Source organism: Paraburkholderia sp. J12, assembly GCF_905220215.1.
Taxonomy (GTDB): Bacteria; Pseudomonadota; Gammaproteobacteria; order Burkholderiales; family Burkholderiaceae; genus Paraburkholderia.
Window position 1 is genome coordinate 123,679 of sequence record NZ_CAJMZC010000012.1, and the last position, 15,341, is coordinate 139,019.

At 67.4% G+C, this 15,341-nt stretch carries 9 protein-coding genes; 1 reads left to right on the forward strand and 8 read right to left on the reverse strand.

The annotated features are described in order from the left end of the window. The 8 genes from U5760_RS23535 to U5760_RS23570 all read right to left on the reverse strand — a co-directional run bounded on the left by U5760_RS23535 (position 1) and on the right by U5760_RS23570 (position 14,475). Positions 1-1,188 (reverse strand): cytochrome P450, encoded by a 1,188-nt coding sequence (locus U5760_RS23535; protein ID WP_322014698.1) that lies wholly within the window; start codon positions 1,186-1,188, stop codon positions 1-3. Continuing rightward, on the reverse strand, positions 1,188-9,647 hold the full coding sequence (locus tag U5760_RS23540) for an RHS repeat-associated core domain-containing protein (RefSeq protein WP_322014699.1): 8,460 nt from the start codon (positions 9,645-9,647) through the stop codon (positions 1,188-1,190). Before U5760_RS23540 ends, U5760_RS23535 begins: the two co-directional genes overlap by 1 nt. A gap of 124 nt (positions 9,648-9,771) precedes the next feature. Next, a complete protein-coding gene (locus tag U5760_RS23545; RefSeq protein ID WP_322014700.1) occupies positions 9,772-10,611 on the reverse strand; it encodes a phytanoyl-CoA dioxygenase family protein in 840 nt (279 codons plus the stop codon). Next, entirely contained in the window at positions 10,608-10,925 is a 318-nt protein-coding gene (locus U5760_RS23550; RefSeq protein WP_322014701.1) for a hypothetical protein, read from the reverse strand. Before U5760_RS23550 ends, U5760_RS23545 begins: the two co-directional genes overlap by 4 nt. Next, positions 10,918-12,852 carry a prenyltransferase/squalene oxidase repeat-containing protein gene (locus tag U5760_RS23555; RefSeq protein WP_322014702.1) on the reverse strand — a complete coding sequence of 645 codons (1,935 nt, stop codon included), beginning with the start codon at positions 12,850-12,852 and terminating at the stop codon, positions 10,918-10,920. The genes U5760_RS23550 and U5760_RS23555 overlap by 8 nt, the downstream gene beginning before the upstream one ends. A gap of 13 nt (positions 12,853-12,865) precedes the next feature. Further along, positions 12,866-13,561 carry a hypothetical protein gene (locus U5760_RS23560; RefSeq protein WP_322014703.1) on the reverse strand — a complete coding sequence of 232 codons (696 nt, stop codon included), beginning with the start codon at positions 13,559-13,561 and terminating at the stop codon, positions 12,866-12,868. A 26-nt stretch (positions 13,562-13,587) separates the two neighbouring features. Beyond that, positions 13,588-13,773, reverse strand: coding sequence for a hypothetical protein (locus tag U5760_RS23565; RefSeq protein WP_322014704.1), 186 nt, complete (start codon positions 13,771-13,773; stop codon positions 13,588-13,590). Between the two features lie 15 nt (positions 13,774-13,788). Further along, positions 13,789-14,475, reverse strand: a complete 687-nt coding sequence (locus tag U5760_RS23570) for a hypothetical protein (protein ID WP_322014705.1) — start codon at positions 14,473-14,475, stop codon at positions 13,789-13,791. Between the two features lie 351 nt (positions 14,476-14,826). On the opposite strand from U5760_RS23570, the gene U5760_RS23575 reads away from it, so the two are divergent. Continuing rightward, positions 14,827-15,321: a helix-turn-helix transcriptional regulator gene (locus tag U5760_RS23575; protein ID WP_322014706.1), complete on the forward strand. Its 495-nt coding sequence runs from the start codon at positions 14,827-14,829 to the stop codon at positions 15,319-15,321. The last annotated feature ends 20 nt before the right edge of the window (positions 15,322-15,341 follow it).

Genomic DNA, 15,341 nt, shown 5'->3' on the forward strand with positions numbered 1-15,341 from the left:
TCAGACATTGAAGTGAACGAGGAGAGGCAGCGCCACCAGGCCACGCTGGACGATGGGCGTGTGATGCCAGCGCAGGGCGCCGGTGCCGGCGGCGAGTGCGAACCCGCGCGCGACGATTTTCGCGAAGACGACGGAGCCGATGCGCAGCGCCAGCTTCGCGCCGACGCAGCGCCACGGGCCCGCCCCGAACGAGAGCAGTTTCTGCGGGTTCGCACGCGAAAAATCGAGCCGGTCCGGGACGGTGAAGACCGCGTCGTCGCGGTTCGCGGAACCCACACAGGCCAGGATCTCGTCGCCGCATCCGATCGTGCAGCCGTGCAGCTCGAACGATTCGCGTGCCGTGAGCACGATGTGCTGCAGCGGGCTGTCGTAGCGCAGCAGCTCCAGCACGGCACGATCGATCAGGCCGGGTTCGCGTTCAAGTTGCCGGAGGGCGTCCGGTTGACTGGCGAGCGCGAACAGGCCGTTGCCGATGAAATTCGCGAGATTGTGGTGAGCGGCATAGATCAGCACGAGCAGCATATTGCGCAGGCGGTGAGAGGGGGCGGCGCGATCGGTGTACGCGCCCGCACCCGCGCCGGCGCATAGCCGGCCGAGGAGCGTGGTGCCGGGGTATTGCTCGCCGCAGGCGATCAATTCGTCGAGGCAGCGCTGGAGGCGGGCGACGGACGCGTCCCGTGGCGGCGCCGTGCCGGTGGTGCTGACGCACGAAAAGAACGGCACCTGCAGCTCGCCGACGGCTTCGGCGAGCTGCACGGTTTGCGGGCGCGACAGGCCGAGCAGGCAACCGAGCGCGAACAGCGTGACGGGGTGCGCGTAGCCGGCGACGGCGTCGCGAGCTTGCCCGGCGACGAAGCTGTCGAGTAGCCGGTCGCACAGCGGCCCTAGCTCGGCGTGCATGCGCTCCACGGCGACCTGGCTGATCGCGGCGCTGAGGTCGTGACGCAGCGGGCTTGCAGGCGCCGAGGGCGCGAACAGGCGCATGGCTTCGGCCAGCGCCTGTTCGTCGGGCTTGCGCCGCAGGTCCCCTTGCGCATCTTGTCCCCAATGCACGCAACGCGAGTCGAACAGCAGCGCCTCGACGTCCGCGTGGCGGGTGACGAGCCAGCGGCCCGGCGCGGCCGCGTGAACCGGCGCGTGCTCGCGCAGCAGCCGGTAAGCCGGATAGGGATCGGCGAGCGGGTTCATCAATAGCCGAACAGGTAGTTCCAGCCGGTGCGCAACTGGCTCGGATAGTAGGTCCGGTAAGCGACTCCGCGCAGCGAGTTGCCGATCGTGATGAAGCTGTCTCCCCCGGCAATGGTGCGCCCCCAGTAACTTTGAGTCGCATAGTTGAGGAAATAGCTTGTCTCCCCCGTCGCCGCCCGCACGGGCACATTGAGTTCCCGTGCCAGGGTGCGGGCCACGCCGTTGTTTCCCGCGTGGCACATGCCCGAAAGGTCGATGCCCCGCCCGCCGAACGCGCCGCCCTGAGTCAGATCGGCGACGACATCGCCGACTTGCTGCTTCGGAAGACCCGCGCCCACGTTCACCTGGGGGACGTCGACAAAACGCAGCGTGTCGCGTGTGCGGCTGCCGTGGGCCACCAGTCCAACGACGTCGTTGCGTCCCGCCCCGTTGCCCACGGCCTGAATTTCGCCCCGGGTGTAGCCCGACAGGTTGGCATTCTTGAGCGCGGCATAGTGTTGACCCAGTGGCCTCGCGCTGATCACCTCGTCGGGGTTCGTGAGCCGGGTTGCCGTGCGGTAGTTGACGGCCCCGGTGATGCCGCCCAGCACCGCGCCGGTCGCGCCGCCGATGGCCGCGCCCATCCACGCGGCCTGCCCGACGCCTTCGCCGATGGGACGGCCTTCGATGAGATTCACGCCCATCTGGTTCAGCGTGCCGGCGACCGCGCCGTCGGCCGCTCCGGCCACGGCGCCCACGAAAATGCCGCTGCCGATCGAGGTGGAGGTGGAAACGCCGACCGCGCCGGCGGCGGCGGTGGCCATCAATCCTCCCGTGAAGGCGGCGGCTCCGCCGGCCGCACCGGCCACGAGGCCGACGGCGGCGTACGCGAAGAACTTGCCGACGTCGAAGTTGCCCTTGTGCGTGACGATATAGGTCACGCCGCCGACCACGGCGCCGATGATCGCGCCCACGATCACGGCGATGAGGAAGGCGGTGAGGGCCTCCTCGCCGTCGGGGTCGATGAGGCCGATGGGGTTGTTCAGCACGTAGACATACGGCGACGCGCCCTGGCGTTTCGGGTCGACGGCGATGAAGCGGCCCAGCTCGGGGTCGTAGAACCGCGCCTGATAGTTGTAGAGCCCGGTTTCGGGATCGAGCTCCTGGCCGGTGTAGCGGTAGTAGACGATGTCCGGCTGGGACGATCCCGCTCGCGTGACCGTCACGCCGAAGGATGTGTAGTCGTACTGAGCGACCACGGCGCCGGTCTCGTCGACCACGCTGCGCACGGAGCCCAGATGGTCGCGCACGACCGCATAGCGCTTGCCATGAGCCTGCATGCCGATCAGGCCTGCGGGGCCGTGCAGATATTGCACTGCGCTGTCGGCGAGCCCCGCGGTGCGGCTCAGTTCCAGCAGCGGGCTGCCCGAGTTGTTGCGCACGTACAGGCGGGCGCTCAGCTCGCTGCCTGCCGCGTCGGTGACGCGCTTGACCGTGCGGCTCTGCCGGGCGTCGTAGCCGAAGATCAATTGATGCCCGTTGCCGAGCGTCATCGCGTCGGTCAGACCCGTGGCCGGGTCGTAGCTCACATCGGCAAGATTGCGGCGCAGGGATGCAATGGCGGCGCCCATCGCGTTGTAGCGGAAGGCGTCGAGCGAGGTGCCTCCGGAAGTCACGCTATCGACCTGGTCGCTGCCCGGCGCGTAGTGATAGGTCGCGGGCGTGCCGCCCGTGTCGAGCGTGGCGATGTTGCCGTTGAGGTCGTAGGTGAGGGCAACATCGGTGCGGGTATCGGCGCCTTCCTCGCGCTGTGCGACGCGCAGGCGCGAGAGGTCGTCGTATGCGTATTCGTAGCGGTGTGTGCCGCCGGCGTCGCTGAACTGCGCGGACGCGATCTTCCCGTCGTAGAAGCCTGCGCCTTGGTAGCCGCCTTCGGTATAGGTCAGCGTTTCCTGGAGCACCGTCGGCTGGGCGCTGCTGCCGGTCGTGATTTGGCTGAGCCAGCCCGGCGGCCCGTAGTGCGCGAGGCTCGTGAGTTGCGCGGCGTCGGACAGGCGCACCTCTGCGTGCTCGACCTGCCCGGCTGCCGTGTAGCGGTAGCGGGCGATGGACGCTGCGTCTTCGGGCGTGCCGACCTGGTAGATCTGGCCGAGCCGCGTGTAGCGGTAGGTGACGTGCGCGATGGGACTACCGTCGGGATAGCCGACGCCGACGAGCTGGCCGCCTGCGTTGTACGCGTAACGTATCGTGCGGGCCTGCGCGTCGTAGGCATCGGCCGTCTGTGTCTGCGCTACGAGCTGGCCCGCTGCACTGTATTCGTAGCGCTGCTCGACCTGGTCACGCCCGTTTCCGGAATAGGTCGTACTGCTTGTCAATTGACCGAATTGCGTGGCGTTGCTGCCGTCGCCGTCGTACACGTTCACGCCCGATATGACGGGTTGCTGGGCCGTGCCGGGCCATTGTGGATCGAGCAGCGCGATGCGTTCGAGTTCGGCGCGATTCCACGCGGTGCGCACGCTGCCGGTTTCGATTTCGCGGCCGATTGCGTCGTACTTCACGTAGCGGAGGGTGGCGAGCCCATCGGGGTCGTCGGCGCCGGCAACGAACCGGGCGACGCTGCCGGGTCCGAACACGGTGCGCGTGAGCCCTGCGTCGGGTTCGTTCGACTCGATCCCTTCGCCGAGAAAATTGTACGTGGTGGTGCTGGCCCAGCGGTCGGCGTCCGGATGGCCCGCGCGCGCGGCCTGCACGCCGTTGGGCGGCAGCATTTTCACGAGGCGGCCGCTGCCGTCGTAGAAGTACTGCGTGATCGCGAGCGTGCCGTCGCCGGGTCCGCTCAGCGACGCCAGCGTTTCGCCCGTCTGGCACGTGAGCGTGTAGCTGGCGACGCCGTTGGGGTCCGTGATGCACTTGACGAAGTACTGGTTCGACGGCCAGGCGTCGCCACCGAACTGGCCCTGCACGTTGGTGCCGTACTGGAACTGCAGGACGTGCGGGTTGAGGTCGGCAAAACCGTCCGCGCCGCCGCCATAGGCGAGCGCGAGCCGCCGGCCCGGCGCCCCCTGCTTCGAGGCCAGCGATTGCGCGGTACGGAAGAACTCGGTGCGCACATATGGATACCCGTCATCGTCCGGGTTGGCCGATGCCGCGCGCCCGGTCATCACGCCGCTGGTCGGGTCGAAGCTCTGCACGTAATCGGTGTCGTAGGCGAGCGTCCGGCCGGGAGCCGCGGCGGGTTTTACGCCGATCGCCGGCCGGCCGATGGGGTCGTACAGCGAGCCGGAGACGAGGGTGCCGTCGCCCGCGAACGACTGCCGCTGCCGCTCCTTGCCCGAGCCGTCGAGGAACACGGCCGAGAGCGACGGGGCGCGGAAGGTCGCGATCGACGCAAAGCCGATGCCGCGCTCGGCGACGTGCAGGCTCAAGGTGCCGCTCACACGGCTGCTGTCGGCCTGTCCAAACAGCAGGCGACCGTCGGCATAGACATGCACCGAGGTTTTGCCGCTGACCGGATCGACGGGCGCGAGCACGGCCCAGTCGTTTGCGAACGGCCCGGCGCCGAGTTCGTGCGTCGTGCCCCCGAGCGTGAGGCGCCACCCTGCGGCAGGCGTCCAGCGCAGGCTCAGATCGGTGCCGATATCGAGGCCGATGGGCTGCTGCGGCAGCCTGGGCGTGCCGGCGGAATCGACCGGCAGGCGCACGGTCAAGCGGGCGCCGTAGTCGTCGAGTCCGTCCGTCGGGCGGAATCCGATGGAGTCGGCACTGCTTTCGGTGTGCATGAGCACGCCGTCTTCAGGGCGCCAGGCCGCCGGGTTGGCGGCGACCCATTGGGTGATCCACGCGTCGCCCTGAACGAGGTCGGCATAGGCGCCGCCTTCCGGCGCGCCGATTGAAACGACGCTGTTCGGCTGGGCCGGGTCGAAGCGGAATGCGGCATGCTGATTGTTTTCGCGCACGAGCTCCGTGATGGTGCCCGCCACGACGTTGCCGGCAGCACTCACCTGGGCGGCCGTCCGCTGGCGGCTGTCGAAGAATGTGCGCGACGTATTGCCGTTGAGCGCGATGGTGGCGATCTGCGCTCCATAGCGCTCGTCGTAGACACTGGCGACGGCGGTTCCGACGAGCGGCGCCAGCATGACGTCGTCGAGGAGCAGTGTGCCCTGCGGGGCCGTTTTGTCGTTGCGCAGCTGCAATGTCACGGCGCGGGAGGACTCGGCCTCGGGCAATGCGAATGCCCAGTGCTGGTAAGACCATGTGCCCCCGGTGCCGGCAATGTCGAACGTGAGCGTGGGTGCGCCGTCGCCCGAGACCGACCATTGCGCCCGTCCCGGGGCGCTCTCGAAGTCCGCCGGCGTCTTCACCCAGCAGCTCAGAATGTAGGTCTTGCCGCCGCTGATCGTGAGGCGGGTTGCCAGGGTCTGCGAAGGATCGCCCGCCATGCGCAGCGAACGCCGGCCGGTGTGGGCGTCGCCACTCGAAAGCGCGGCGTCGGGCACGGGCTGGCCGTTCAATTGCCAGCGGTCGAGGTCTTCATAGGTTTCGAAGCCCGTATAAAGCGTTTCCGCGTTCGTGGCGTTGGTGAATTCGGCGATGCGCGCAGTGCCGCGCCGGTTGAGCAGCGTGGCCGTCGGACGGTTGAACGCGTCGCGCGCTTCGAGCGTGCTGCCACGGCTGTCGCGCTGCGTGATTTCGCCGCTCGGGCGCCACAGGTCGAGCGGCGGCAGGCTGGCGTTGTCCCACGCATCGAAATGCACCCCGACGGGCGACAACGGGTCGTACGCGTCTGCGCTAGCCGCGGTGAAGTTGCGCCGTGGCGCCCAGAGTCCGCGGCTACCCCACGTGGACCACGTGTTCACCGAGATTGCCTGCGGCACGCCTCGGCCCGCCATGCCGTCTTCGCGCCAGAACTTGATCGACACCGCGACCGGTGCCCAGACGTGATCGGCCTTGAGTTGCGCGTAGGCGCTTACCTGCCACGCGCGATAGACCTCGCGCGAGACGACTTCGTGCTTGCCGCTGCTGTTGTAGTTCTCCGTGAAGTCGCTGGTGAGCAGGCCGGTCTGCCACGAGAATCCGGAGCCGACCCGCCGGGTGACGGCGACGGATGCCTTGAGCGACGTGCCCCGGATCGACACCGGCAGGTAGCGCGGCGACGCGGCATCGGGATAGAGCGCCCAGTGTGCGCCGCCGTGGTCCGGCACGAGGATCGCACCGGCGGCCAGGTCGACGCCGCGTGCCGCAAGCGCCTGCTGCAGGCCGGCCGGTATCGCGACGGCCGTGCGCGACGCGGCTGTTCCGGCTTGCACCGCGACGTCGATGACCTGCTCGTACTGGCTGATCTCGGTGGCGGGCCGCTTCACGTAGCCGCCGATGAGCGGTGTGCGCAGGTTCTCGTCGTCGATCGACGCGACCTCGGTGCGCACTTCGTAGCGGTTGTAGGTTCGCTCGACCGGCAGGCCTTCGGCGTCGTAGTCGGTCTGATCGAACAGCATGCCGCTGAGGTAGCTATAGTAGTAGACGGCCGATTCCTCGAGCATGCCGTCGTGCGGAACGAGGCCCGCCGATTGCGGTGTGCGGTTATTGTGGTAGCGATATTCGGATCGGCCGAACGGTGTGTCGGCAGGCGGCGGGTAGGCCACGCCGCTCCCGGTGTTGCGCATGCCATAGACGGTGGTGGCCGTGGCGAACTCGGCAATCAGGCCGTCCGGCGTCATCGTCACGTGCCCGCAGTCGTAGTAGAAGCTCGACGACTTGCTTGCCGCCGACCAGACACCGCCCCAATTGTCGGCATAGCCGTCGTCGATGGCGAGCGACTGCACCGGATAGCACGCGAGCGGTCCCTCGATACCGTGTTTTGCGAACTGGTAGAGCCTGAGTGCGGCCGGACTGTCGAAGCTGCCCTGGTACGTCATCAGCGCGCTCGGGCCGGCCAGCAGGGTGCCGTCGCCGCCGTCGGGCACATAGATGCGCTCGTTTTTCAGCACGATCGCGGCGCCGGCATCCACGCGGCCGTTGGCAAGCGGCAATACGTGCGTGTTGCCGCTCTGGTCTTCGTATGCGATGAAGTACGGCGCGCGGTTGACGAGACTCTGCGGCACGGCATTGGAGTCGATCACGTGGACGAGCTGCAGGCGATTGGCCGGGTCGCGGTAGTAGACATCGCGGTCGACCGAAAGAAAATCGCCGTTCACCGTGGGCGTGATGCCGAGCTGCGAGACCGGCACCTCGACGGCGGCGTTCCATTTCGGCCGGTAGGGGTCGAAGAGGGCGATCGCCGCATTGGCCTTGCCCGAGATCACCGCCACGTCGTTGCCGTAGATGAAACGCGGCGCGGCGTCGCCATTCTCGAGTACCGGCAGCGCGCCCGGCTGCCACGCCTGCCCGTCGTAGCGGAACAGGTGGTCCACGTTGCCAAGCACGCTGCCGCTCACCACCGCCTGCGCATAGGGCAGCTTCGTTTTTGCATCGATCGTGTAGGCCTCGTCGAGCACGGTGCGCGCAAAAAAAGTGTCGTCCCATTGCAGCACCTTGACGGTGTAACGGATCGAGTGATCGTCGCCGCCATTGACATAGGTCATCGAAGCAAAGCAGTTGCCGGGACTCCAGAACGTGCGCGGCGTGCTGTCGGGTTGCCAGTCGACGCCGGTGAGCGAGTCGTGGTCGATCTTCCCGGCGCCGAAACCGGTGGTGTTGCGGGTGCGATACCAGATCTGCAGTTGCGTGCGCCCGGACGACGCGTCTGCCGAGGCGAGGCACACGTAGTCGGCGCTGGCGCCCAGCGCGTACGAGGCGTGAGGCGGAATGGCGAAGCGGCTGCTTTCGTCGGCCCAACTGCCGGTGCGCTCGCTCCAGACCTTCGCGACGAAGTTCGGGCCCGACGTCAGCGCCACGGCGAAGTCGGTGCCGGTGGCGAGCAGCGCTTGCGCGTCGCCCTGCAGCGGCAGCGTGGTGAAGGTCTTTTCCGCGATCCACTGGCCGTAGCGTCCTTTTTCCTTGTGGAACAGCAGGACGACATAGTCGGGTGCGTTGCCCGCCGTGCGGCAGCCCAGCGCGAAGAACTCCGGCTGCGTCGAGACTTCGAGCGTCGCCAGATCGATGTCGTGGGGCAGGGTGTAGCTGCTGGGCGCTTCGACCCAGAGACCGTTCCACGAGAACACGCGCACCGTCAGGCCGCGTCGCGCGGCGTCGCTGCTGACAAGGACAGTGTAGTCGGGGCCGAACCAGACGCGCGGGATGCCCCGCGTGGCGATCGTCGTTGCCCGGTCTGTTCCGTCCAGTACGGTTTGGCGGTAGCGATAGTCCACGCGGCCGCCCTGCGGATACAGGATGCTCTTGAGGGCGCCGCGGTGGATGCCCGCATCGAGGTCGTGCGCCGGATCGTTGTAGTAGTCGAAGCGCATGTCGGGCAGCGGCAGTCCTTCGGGCGTGGTATAGGTGACGGCCGTCAGGTAGCGCTTGAAGAAGTCGGGGTCGCCCTGATGGTCGAGCGACAGGTTCGCGAGTGCGTACTCGAATTCGATGTGCTGGATCAGCGCACCGGGCGCGCTCGGTGCGTCGTCGGCATTGAGCACCTCCACGCTCGCGAGGTAGTGCGTCTCGTAGCGGTCCTGATAGGCATGCAGGCTGGGCGTGTTGGCGTCGTAATGCGGCACCTGGTATTCGCGCACCGCCTCGTCGTGTTGCTTCGGGAGGTAGTTGAAGGCGAGCGTGCGCACCGCCGGCGCGACCACGCGCTTCAGGCGCGAGGTGACCGTATAGCTCAGGCCCGCGTTGTCTCCGATCGTCGCGCTGATGTTTTCGTATTCCATCGTGACGCCGTCGCCCGACGGCGGGGCGATTTCGCGCAGGTTCCAGCCCACCGCATAGCGGCTCTGTCCCGAGGTGACGACGGTCGCGTCGTTCCAGTTGCCGTCGGCGCCCACCCATTTGATGCCGTACTGGATTGCGCTGTCGTTTCCGTTGGCGGCGCGGCCGCCGTACAGGCGCCGGGTGCCGTCTTCCTGCACGATTTCCCACTGCTCTTCGCGCGGGTAGTAGCGGATGCGCCAGAACAGGTAATTCTCTGCTTCGTACTCCCAATAATCCGCCGTGATCGCGGTACGAAACAGCCGGTTTGCACTGCCCTCGGCCACGAGATAGGAGACGCCGTCGATGGGCTTGGCCGCGAGCGCGGGGTCGCGGGCGATGAACTCGTAGCCGAGCGACCAGCCAAGCCCCACGGGGCCGGTGGGCGCGGCCAGGTTCCACGTATCCACCTGCTCGCCGACGTTGCTGTTGTAGACAAGCGCGAGCCCGGCATCGATACCGCCGCGGGTCGTGAGCGAAACCACGGTGATGGGTACGTTCACATCGCCGCGGAACAGGTTCACGCTCTGGGCGAGGCCGCCAAGGCCGCCCGGGTCGATCTGGAAAGCGCGTTCGGCCGGAATCTGTGCCTGGGCGCCGAGGCCCTGGGTGTCGGTCGTGTTCGTGCTGGACATGGTGGTTTCCTGAGAGGAAGCGTGGGTTGTGCGGAGTCGTGTGTTCAGTTTTTTTGAAGTGCTGACGACGTGCTTGCGAGTGCTGGTCAGGGGGCGGTTCGGTGCGCCCCCGGGCGGCGCGGTTTCAGTCCGATGCGTGCGGGCAGATGACGTCGACGCGCTCCGCCACGCTGCCGACCCGACGGCCGTCCTCGCGGCGAGGGCGCGTGCCCAGGCGGTGGTTCAGGTAGAAGGTGTCGGGGACGTCGAATACTTCGAGGTTTGCATGGCCATCCACTGCGACGCGGTGGTAATAACGCAGCGGCTCTTCGCACGGCACGGCTACCGCGGTGGCCACAACTCTCGCGATCGCCGAGCGGTTCCCCGGCGAAGCGTGGAGCAGTGCCTGGTTCATCACGACGGCTTTGCCGGGCATCACGTTCAACATGCGCAGCCGGCCCGCCCATGCGTTCAGGTCCGGGCTGTGGCTGGCCGAAGGCGAGCCGGCGGCGCGGACGTGCGGGTTGCCCCGATGGCTGTGCGGTACCACGCACAGGCCGCCGTTGTGGGAGGCGACCTCACAGAGCGGGGCCCATAGGCTCAGGCCGGGCCGGCCTTCGGGGCGCGAGAAACTGATGTCCTGATGCAGCGGCATCTCGCCGCCCAAGACGCACGGATCTTTCACGGCGAAGCCGCAGAACACCGTGCGGTAGTGCGCAAGCACGCGAGAGAGCGCGCGGGCCATGACGATATCGACGGCGTAATGGACGTCGGCTCGCACCTGTGCGTCCGGAATCAGCAGGCTGGCCGAGAACGGTCCCCGGTGGACTGCGGCGAAGCGGGCATGCGTCTCGCGCAGTCGATCGAGATCTTCCGTTTGCAGCAAGTCGATCACCACGTAGCCTTCCCGGTCAAGTAATTCGTTTTCCTTATGATCAAGTAGGGAAGGAAGCATGCCTTGGTATTCGCCATGGGCTTTCATCATGTCTTCCTCGAGGGATCCGGGCGGCGCAGCGCGGCCAGCGCGCGCGCCCGGCGGTAGCCGTGGGCCAGCAATACACGAGGCAATGCGACGAATATGGCCTTGCCTGCCGACACGTTTTCGCCGTCCACGAGCACCGGCATGCCTTCGAGCGCCGGGTGGCGTCGATAGAAGTCGCGTGCGGCGGCGGTGTCGAGCGGCACCCGCGCCACGACGCCGAACGATAGCGCGGCCGCAAGCCGTGAAATCGTCACGCAGGGTGGGCAGCCCCGATTGAAGAGCAGTACGGGCCGGGCGCGAACTGAAGGATCAGGCATGCAGTATCTCCGAGAGGACGAATAGCGCGCTGCCTGTCGTGATGGAACCCGCCCGGTCGCGGTACAGGTCGCCTTGCGGCCGAACCCAGGGCGTGCAGCATGACGGATCGGTCACCCGCAGGTTGAAGCCGCCAGTCCACCCTCCGTCGGCACGCTGCGCGGCGAGGAGGTCGCTCAGCAGGCGGGCGGCCTCGGCCGAGCCGGGGGCGCGCCAGTGCGCGATACCGGCGGCGTAAGCCAGGTCGAATGCGCTCGTGGTCTCCAGCAGCGTCCCTGTTGCGCCGTGCGGCGAGGGCGTGCCGCATTGCCCTAGCCGGCGCAGCAGCAGCAGATGGTGCCAGGTGCTGTAGTGGTGCGTGCGCCACCAGTACGACGGCCAGCTACCGTCGGCGTGCGCCATTCGCCCGGTAAAGCGAAGCAGTTCGGATTGCAGACGATTTTGGTTCTTGCTGTCCAGCGCGAGGAACGCAGCGGCGCTCACGCACGGATGCGCGTCGCCCCAGGCGTCCGGACCTTCCGCGTAGGTCGCAAAGCCTCCGCCGGGCCGCCAGTGGCGCAGTAACGCATCCTGGTCCGCCGGGTCGACGGGCCTCCCGGTAGCGCGCAGCAGCCGGATCGCGAAGCCGGTCGAGTCGGCGTCCGGTCCCGTGCATGCGTTGTAGCCCCAGCCGGGAGCGCTGCGCCGCTCGCGGATGAGCCAGTCCGCAGCCGCGGCCGCGCTGGCGCGAGCCCGCGGCAGATCGGCGGCTTGGGCCGCTTCGGCCAGCGCGAGCCCGACGAAGCCGGTGACCCATTGGGTGGCTTCGCCGACCGGCAGCCGGTAGTCGCGAAACGAGCCGTCCGGCTGTTGCAGATCGCACAGGTAGCGGCAGGCGCGGGCCATGCGATCGCGCAGCGTGCGTGGGGTGTTGCCCGCGCTCGCGAGCCCCGGGGGCTTGAGGTAGAGATTGAGGCGGTGGCGTCCGTGCCGGTCGACGCCGGCGCCGATGAAGGCGACTTCGCAGCGGCCGCCTGTCAACGCTGCGTCCACGTCGGGGCGGCGGACCCCAAGATCGCGTGCGGCGCGTTCGAGCACCGCGAGCCACGCGTCGGCCGGTTGCGGCAGGCAGTGTCCGCACAGATCGATCTTGACGTCTTCGAGCGCACCGCTGGCAAGATCGAATCCCGCACTCATGACGAGCCCCGAAAGAGGCAGTTCGCGATTCGCGAGCAGCGTGGCGAGAAATGCGGCCAGCCGCGTGTCGGAAATCAGTGGCAGGCCCAGTGTGTTCAGGGGGGCGGGTGCCTTGAGCCGCCAGTACACCTTGGCGCGAGCATGGCGACGCGACACCCCTTCGATACCCACGCTGGAGAGGACGACGCCTGGACGCAACCGCTGCAGCGTCGCCACGGCGTCGGCGGCATCGGGAAGGGTGCATCTCAGCCAGCGTTCCATGCGTTCCCATACCGCCTCGCTCAGCGGCCGCACGTCGACGTACACGGCGCAGCCGGGCTGCGCGAGACCCACACCGAGCCATAAGGGGCCGCTCGGATAGCGTTCGGGCGCTATGTCCGCATCGAGCATCGTCGAGAGCAGTGTCTCGCACGGACCCGACAGATCGAGGGCGCCGTGGTCGCGCAGAGCGGCAGCCAGCGCAGCGCGGCTGGCTTCCAGGCGCGCAGAGGCGTCGCCGAGGAACCAGCCCGGATCGACGAGTACGCGCAGACCGGTGCCGCGATCCGATTGCGACAGACACAACTGCGCGGGATGACCGTCGTTGTTGAGTTCGGAATACCCGCCCCTGCGCGGCGAGCCGTGCAGGGGCGGAGCGAGCAGCGCTTGTGCAGCCGATGAGACCGCGAGGCGATCGAGGCCGGCCAGGCGTGCCGCCTCTTCCCACAAGCAGTCGAGTCCTGGCAGCAGCGGGCCGGCCGGTTGCGGCGTCATCGCAGCGTGCTCGTCAGAGCCGGGTGATGATGAAGGTCGAGGTCGCCCCGGACTTGCTGCCGCGATTGCCCGCGCGTCCAGGACTTCCGCTCTTGCCCGCATTGCCGCCGGGGCTGCCGGCTGCGCCCGGGGTGCCCGCGCCGCCGGCTGCGCCGCCTTCGCCCGGCTGCGACTGTGCCGTGCGTCCGACCATGGTCGCGGTCGCGCCCGCGTCGGGCTTGTACGTCACGGTCACGGAGGTGCCGTCGCCGCCGTTTCCGCCGTAGCCGCCGTTCGCGCCATTGCCGCCCGTGCCGCCGTTGCCGCCGTTGCTGCCGGTGCATTTGTAGGCGCCGTCGCTATCGGATGAACCGCCGTTGCCGCCATTGCCGCCCGCGCCGCCGGCGCCGCCCTTGCCACCCGCGCCGCCGTTGCCGCCGGCGCTGAAGACCACGATCTTGTGGCTGTCGTCGCCAAGGAGTTTCGCGACGTTGATGGTGGCCGGGAAGGCCTGCTTGCCGTCGTCGCCGTCGGTGCCGTTGCTGCCGCCGCCACCCGTGTCGCCGCTGCCGCCGGCGGTGCTGTCGCGGCAGCCGTTGGCCCAGTTGCAACTGCAATTCCGGCCGTTCGCGCCGTCATTGCCGCGCGGCCCGTTCGCACCGTCGGTGCCGCTGTTGCCGCTGAACCCCAACACCAGAATGTCGCCTACCTGCGCGTTATCGATCAACATGTGAGTTCTCCGTGAATGGGCAGGATTCAGCTCGTCTTCTTCAGCGACGCGAAACTCACCGTGGACTTGACCTGCACGATGATGTCGCCGCCCGCGATCTCCACGTCGCCGAAATTCGCCGGGTCGTCGTTGATCACAAGCGGGTCGTTGGGCGTGACGACATGGACATCGGTTGCGTCCACATCGATCAGGCTTTCGTTCTTGGTCGTCATGGCGTGCTCCGTGTCTCAGTTGATCGAGGTTGCGCCGAGGAACTTGCGCACGCTGCCGAAGTGGGTGTGACATGCCGTGTACAGGGCGATCTGACCGGACTCGTACAGGTCGAGCTTGTCGCAGACGACGATGGCGGGCGCGCCGACAACGTCGAGGCGCGATGCCGGCATCACGGTGAGCTCGTCGATGAAGTACACGGCGGCTTCGAACTGGCCGTGATAGAGCTCGATGACTTCGCGGTAGTCGGCCACGAGACGCGAGTCGCCGAACAGATAGACATGACCGGCCCGTTCGATGTCGATGCGCTCGTCGTGCGTGAATCCGGACGGGGAAGACACGGCGCGTCCCGACCACGGGCGCGTGGGCAACGGCCAGTAGCGCGTGGCCTCGGGATGGGCGCGCGCGATCTCGTCGGACACACCGATCCAGTGCTTGTAGAGATCCGCGCTGTGCGTTTTCAACAGCACGGGCGGTACGGCCGAACGATCGGCCGGGTTGCTGCTGAGGCACGACCGCGTGCCGGTTTCGAGCGTCAGCGACGCAGCGGGGAGATCGAGCGCGGCATCGACTTGCTCGAGCGCGCGGCGGATGGCGGCCATCTGCCCGGTGCTCGCCGCGTCGGCGGGAGAGAAGCGCAAGGCGGGTTCTTCGATGCGTCCGGAACGCTCGGGTGCGCGATATTTCACAGCTTCCACCAGCATGGGGTTCTCCTGTTCAGACAAAGACGCCATCTCACCCGTTGCTCTCTTGCGTGCGGTCTCGATGGTTTTCGTGGTTCAGGAAATCGGGTGCCGCATGCCGGCGCACGCGATCTTTTTTGACCGGTTCATGTGAGGAAACCGGCAAAAAAAGTGTGGGGCAACGGATCGCTGCATGCCGGGTCTTCTGCGGCTCTTTGCAGCATCACCTGCGGGTCGTTCACGGGTCGTTGTAGATTCTCCGTGGAGTCTCTACGGGGTCTCTTCGGTCGTCGACCCAGTGAGCATATAAACGACCGCAAATCGTCAGATACTTCTCTTAACACTCCAAAGAACGCTACGACCTTCATTCATATGGAAACCCGTACGTTGCTCCCGCATCAGGCACAGAGAGCGGTGTTTTTAAATGGATCACGTCTCAAGGAGTTGCGCATGCAGGCTGGGCTCAGTCAGGAAGCGCTCGCGCAGTTATGCACGGCGCGTAAGCTGTGTGTTTCGACGTCGTCGGTCAAACGTGCCGAGCGAGGGCGGCCCGTGATCTATCGCACGGCGCGATCGCTGGCTGCTTTTTTTGCCGTCGAGGTGACGTCGCTCCTGGCCGTGGACGACATGCCGCTGAACTACGCCATCGACGCGTTGCGCGAAGTGCTGCCCGGCAACAGCGACACGCAGGCGATCGACTTGCAGGTTCTCGTCGGCGGCCTTTTTATGCTGGCCGAATTGCTACGAGGTGACCGGGGCGAAACTTATCGGCGCATGCTGGCGGCACGCGGATGCAAGGCCGCGGCCGCGATCATGCAGATGGACTGGACGGCGTGGCGAGACGCCGCTGTACGGGGGAAGGAGTAGAGTCGATCCGATGGATTTTC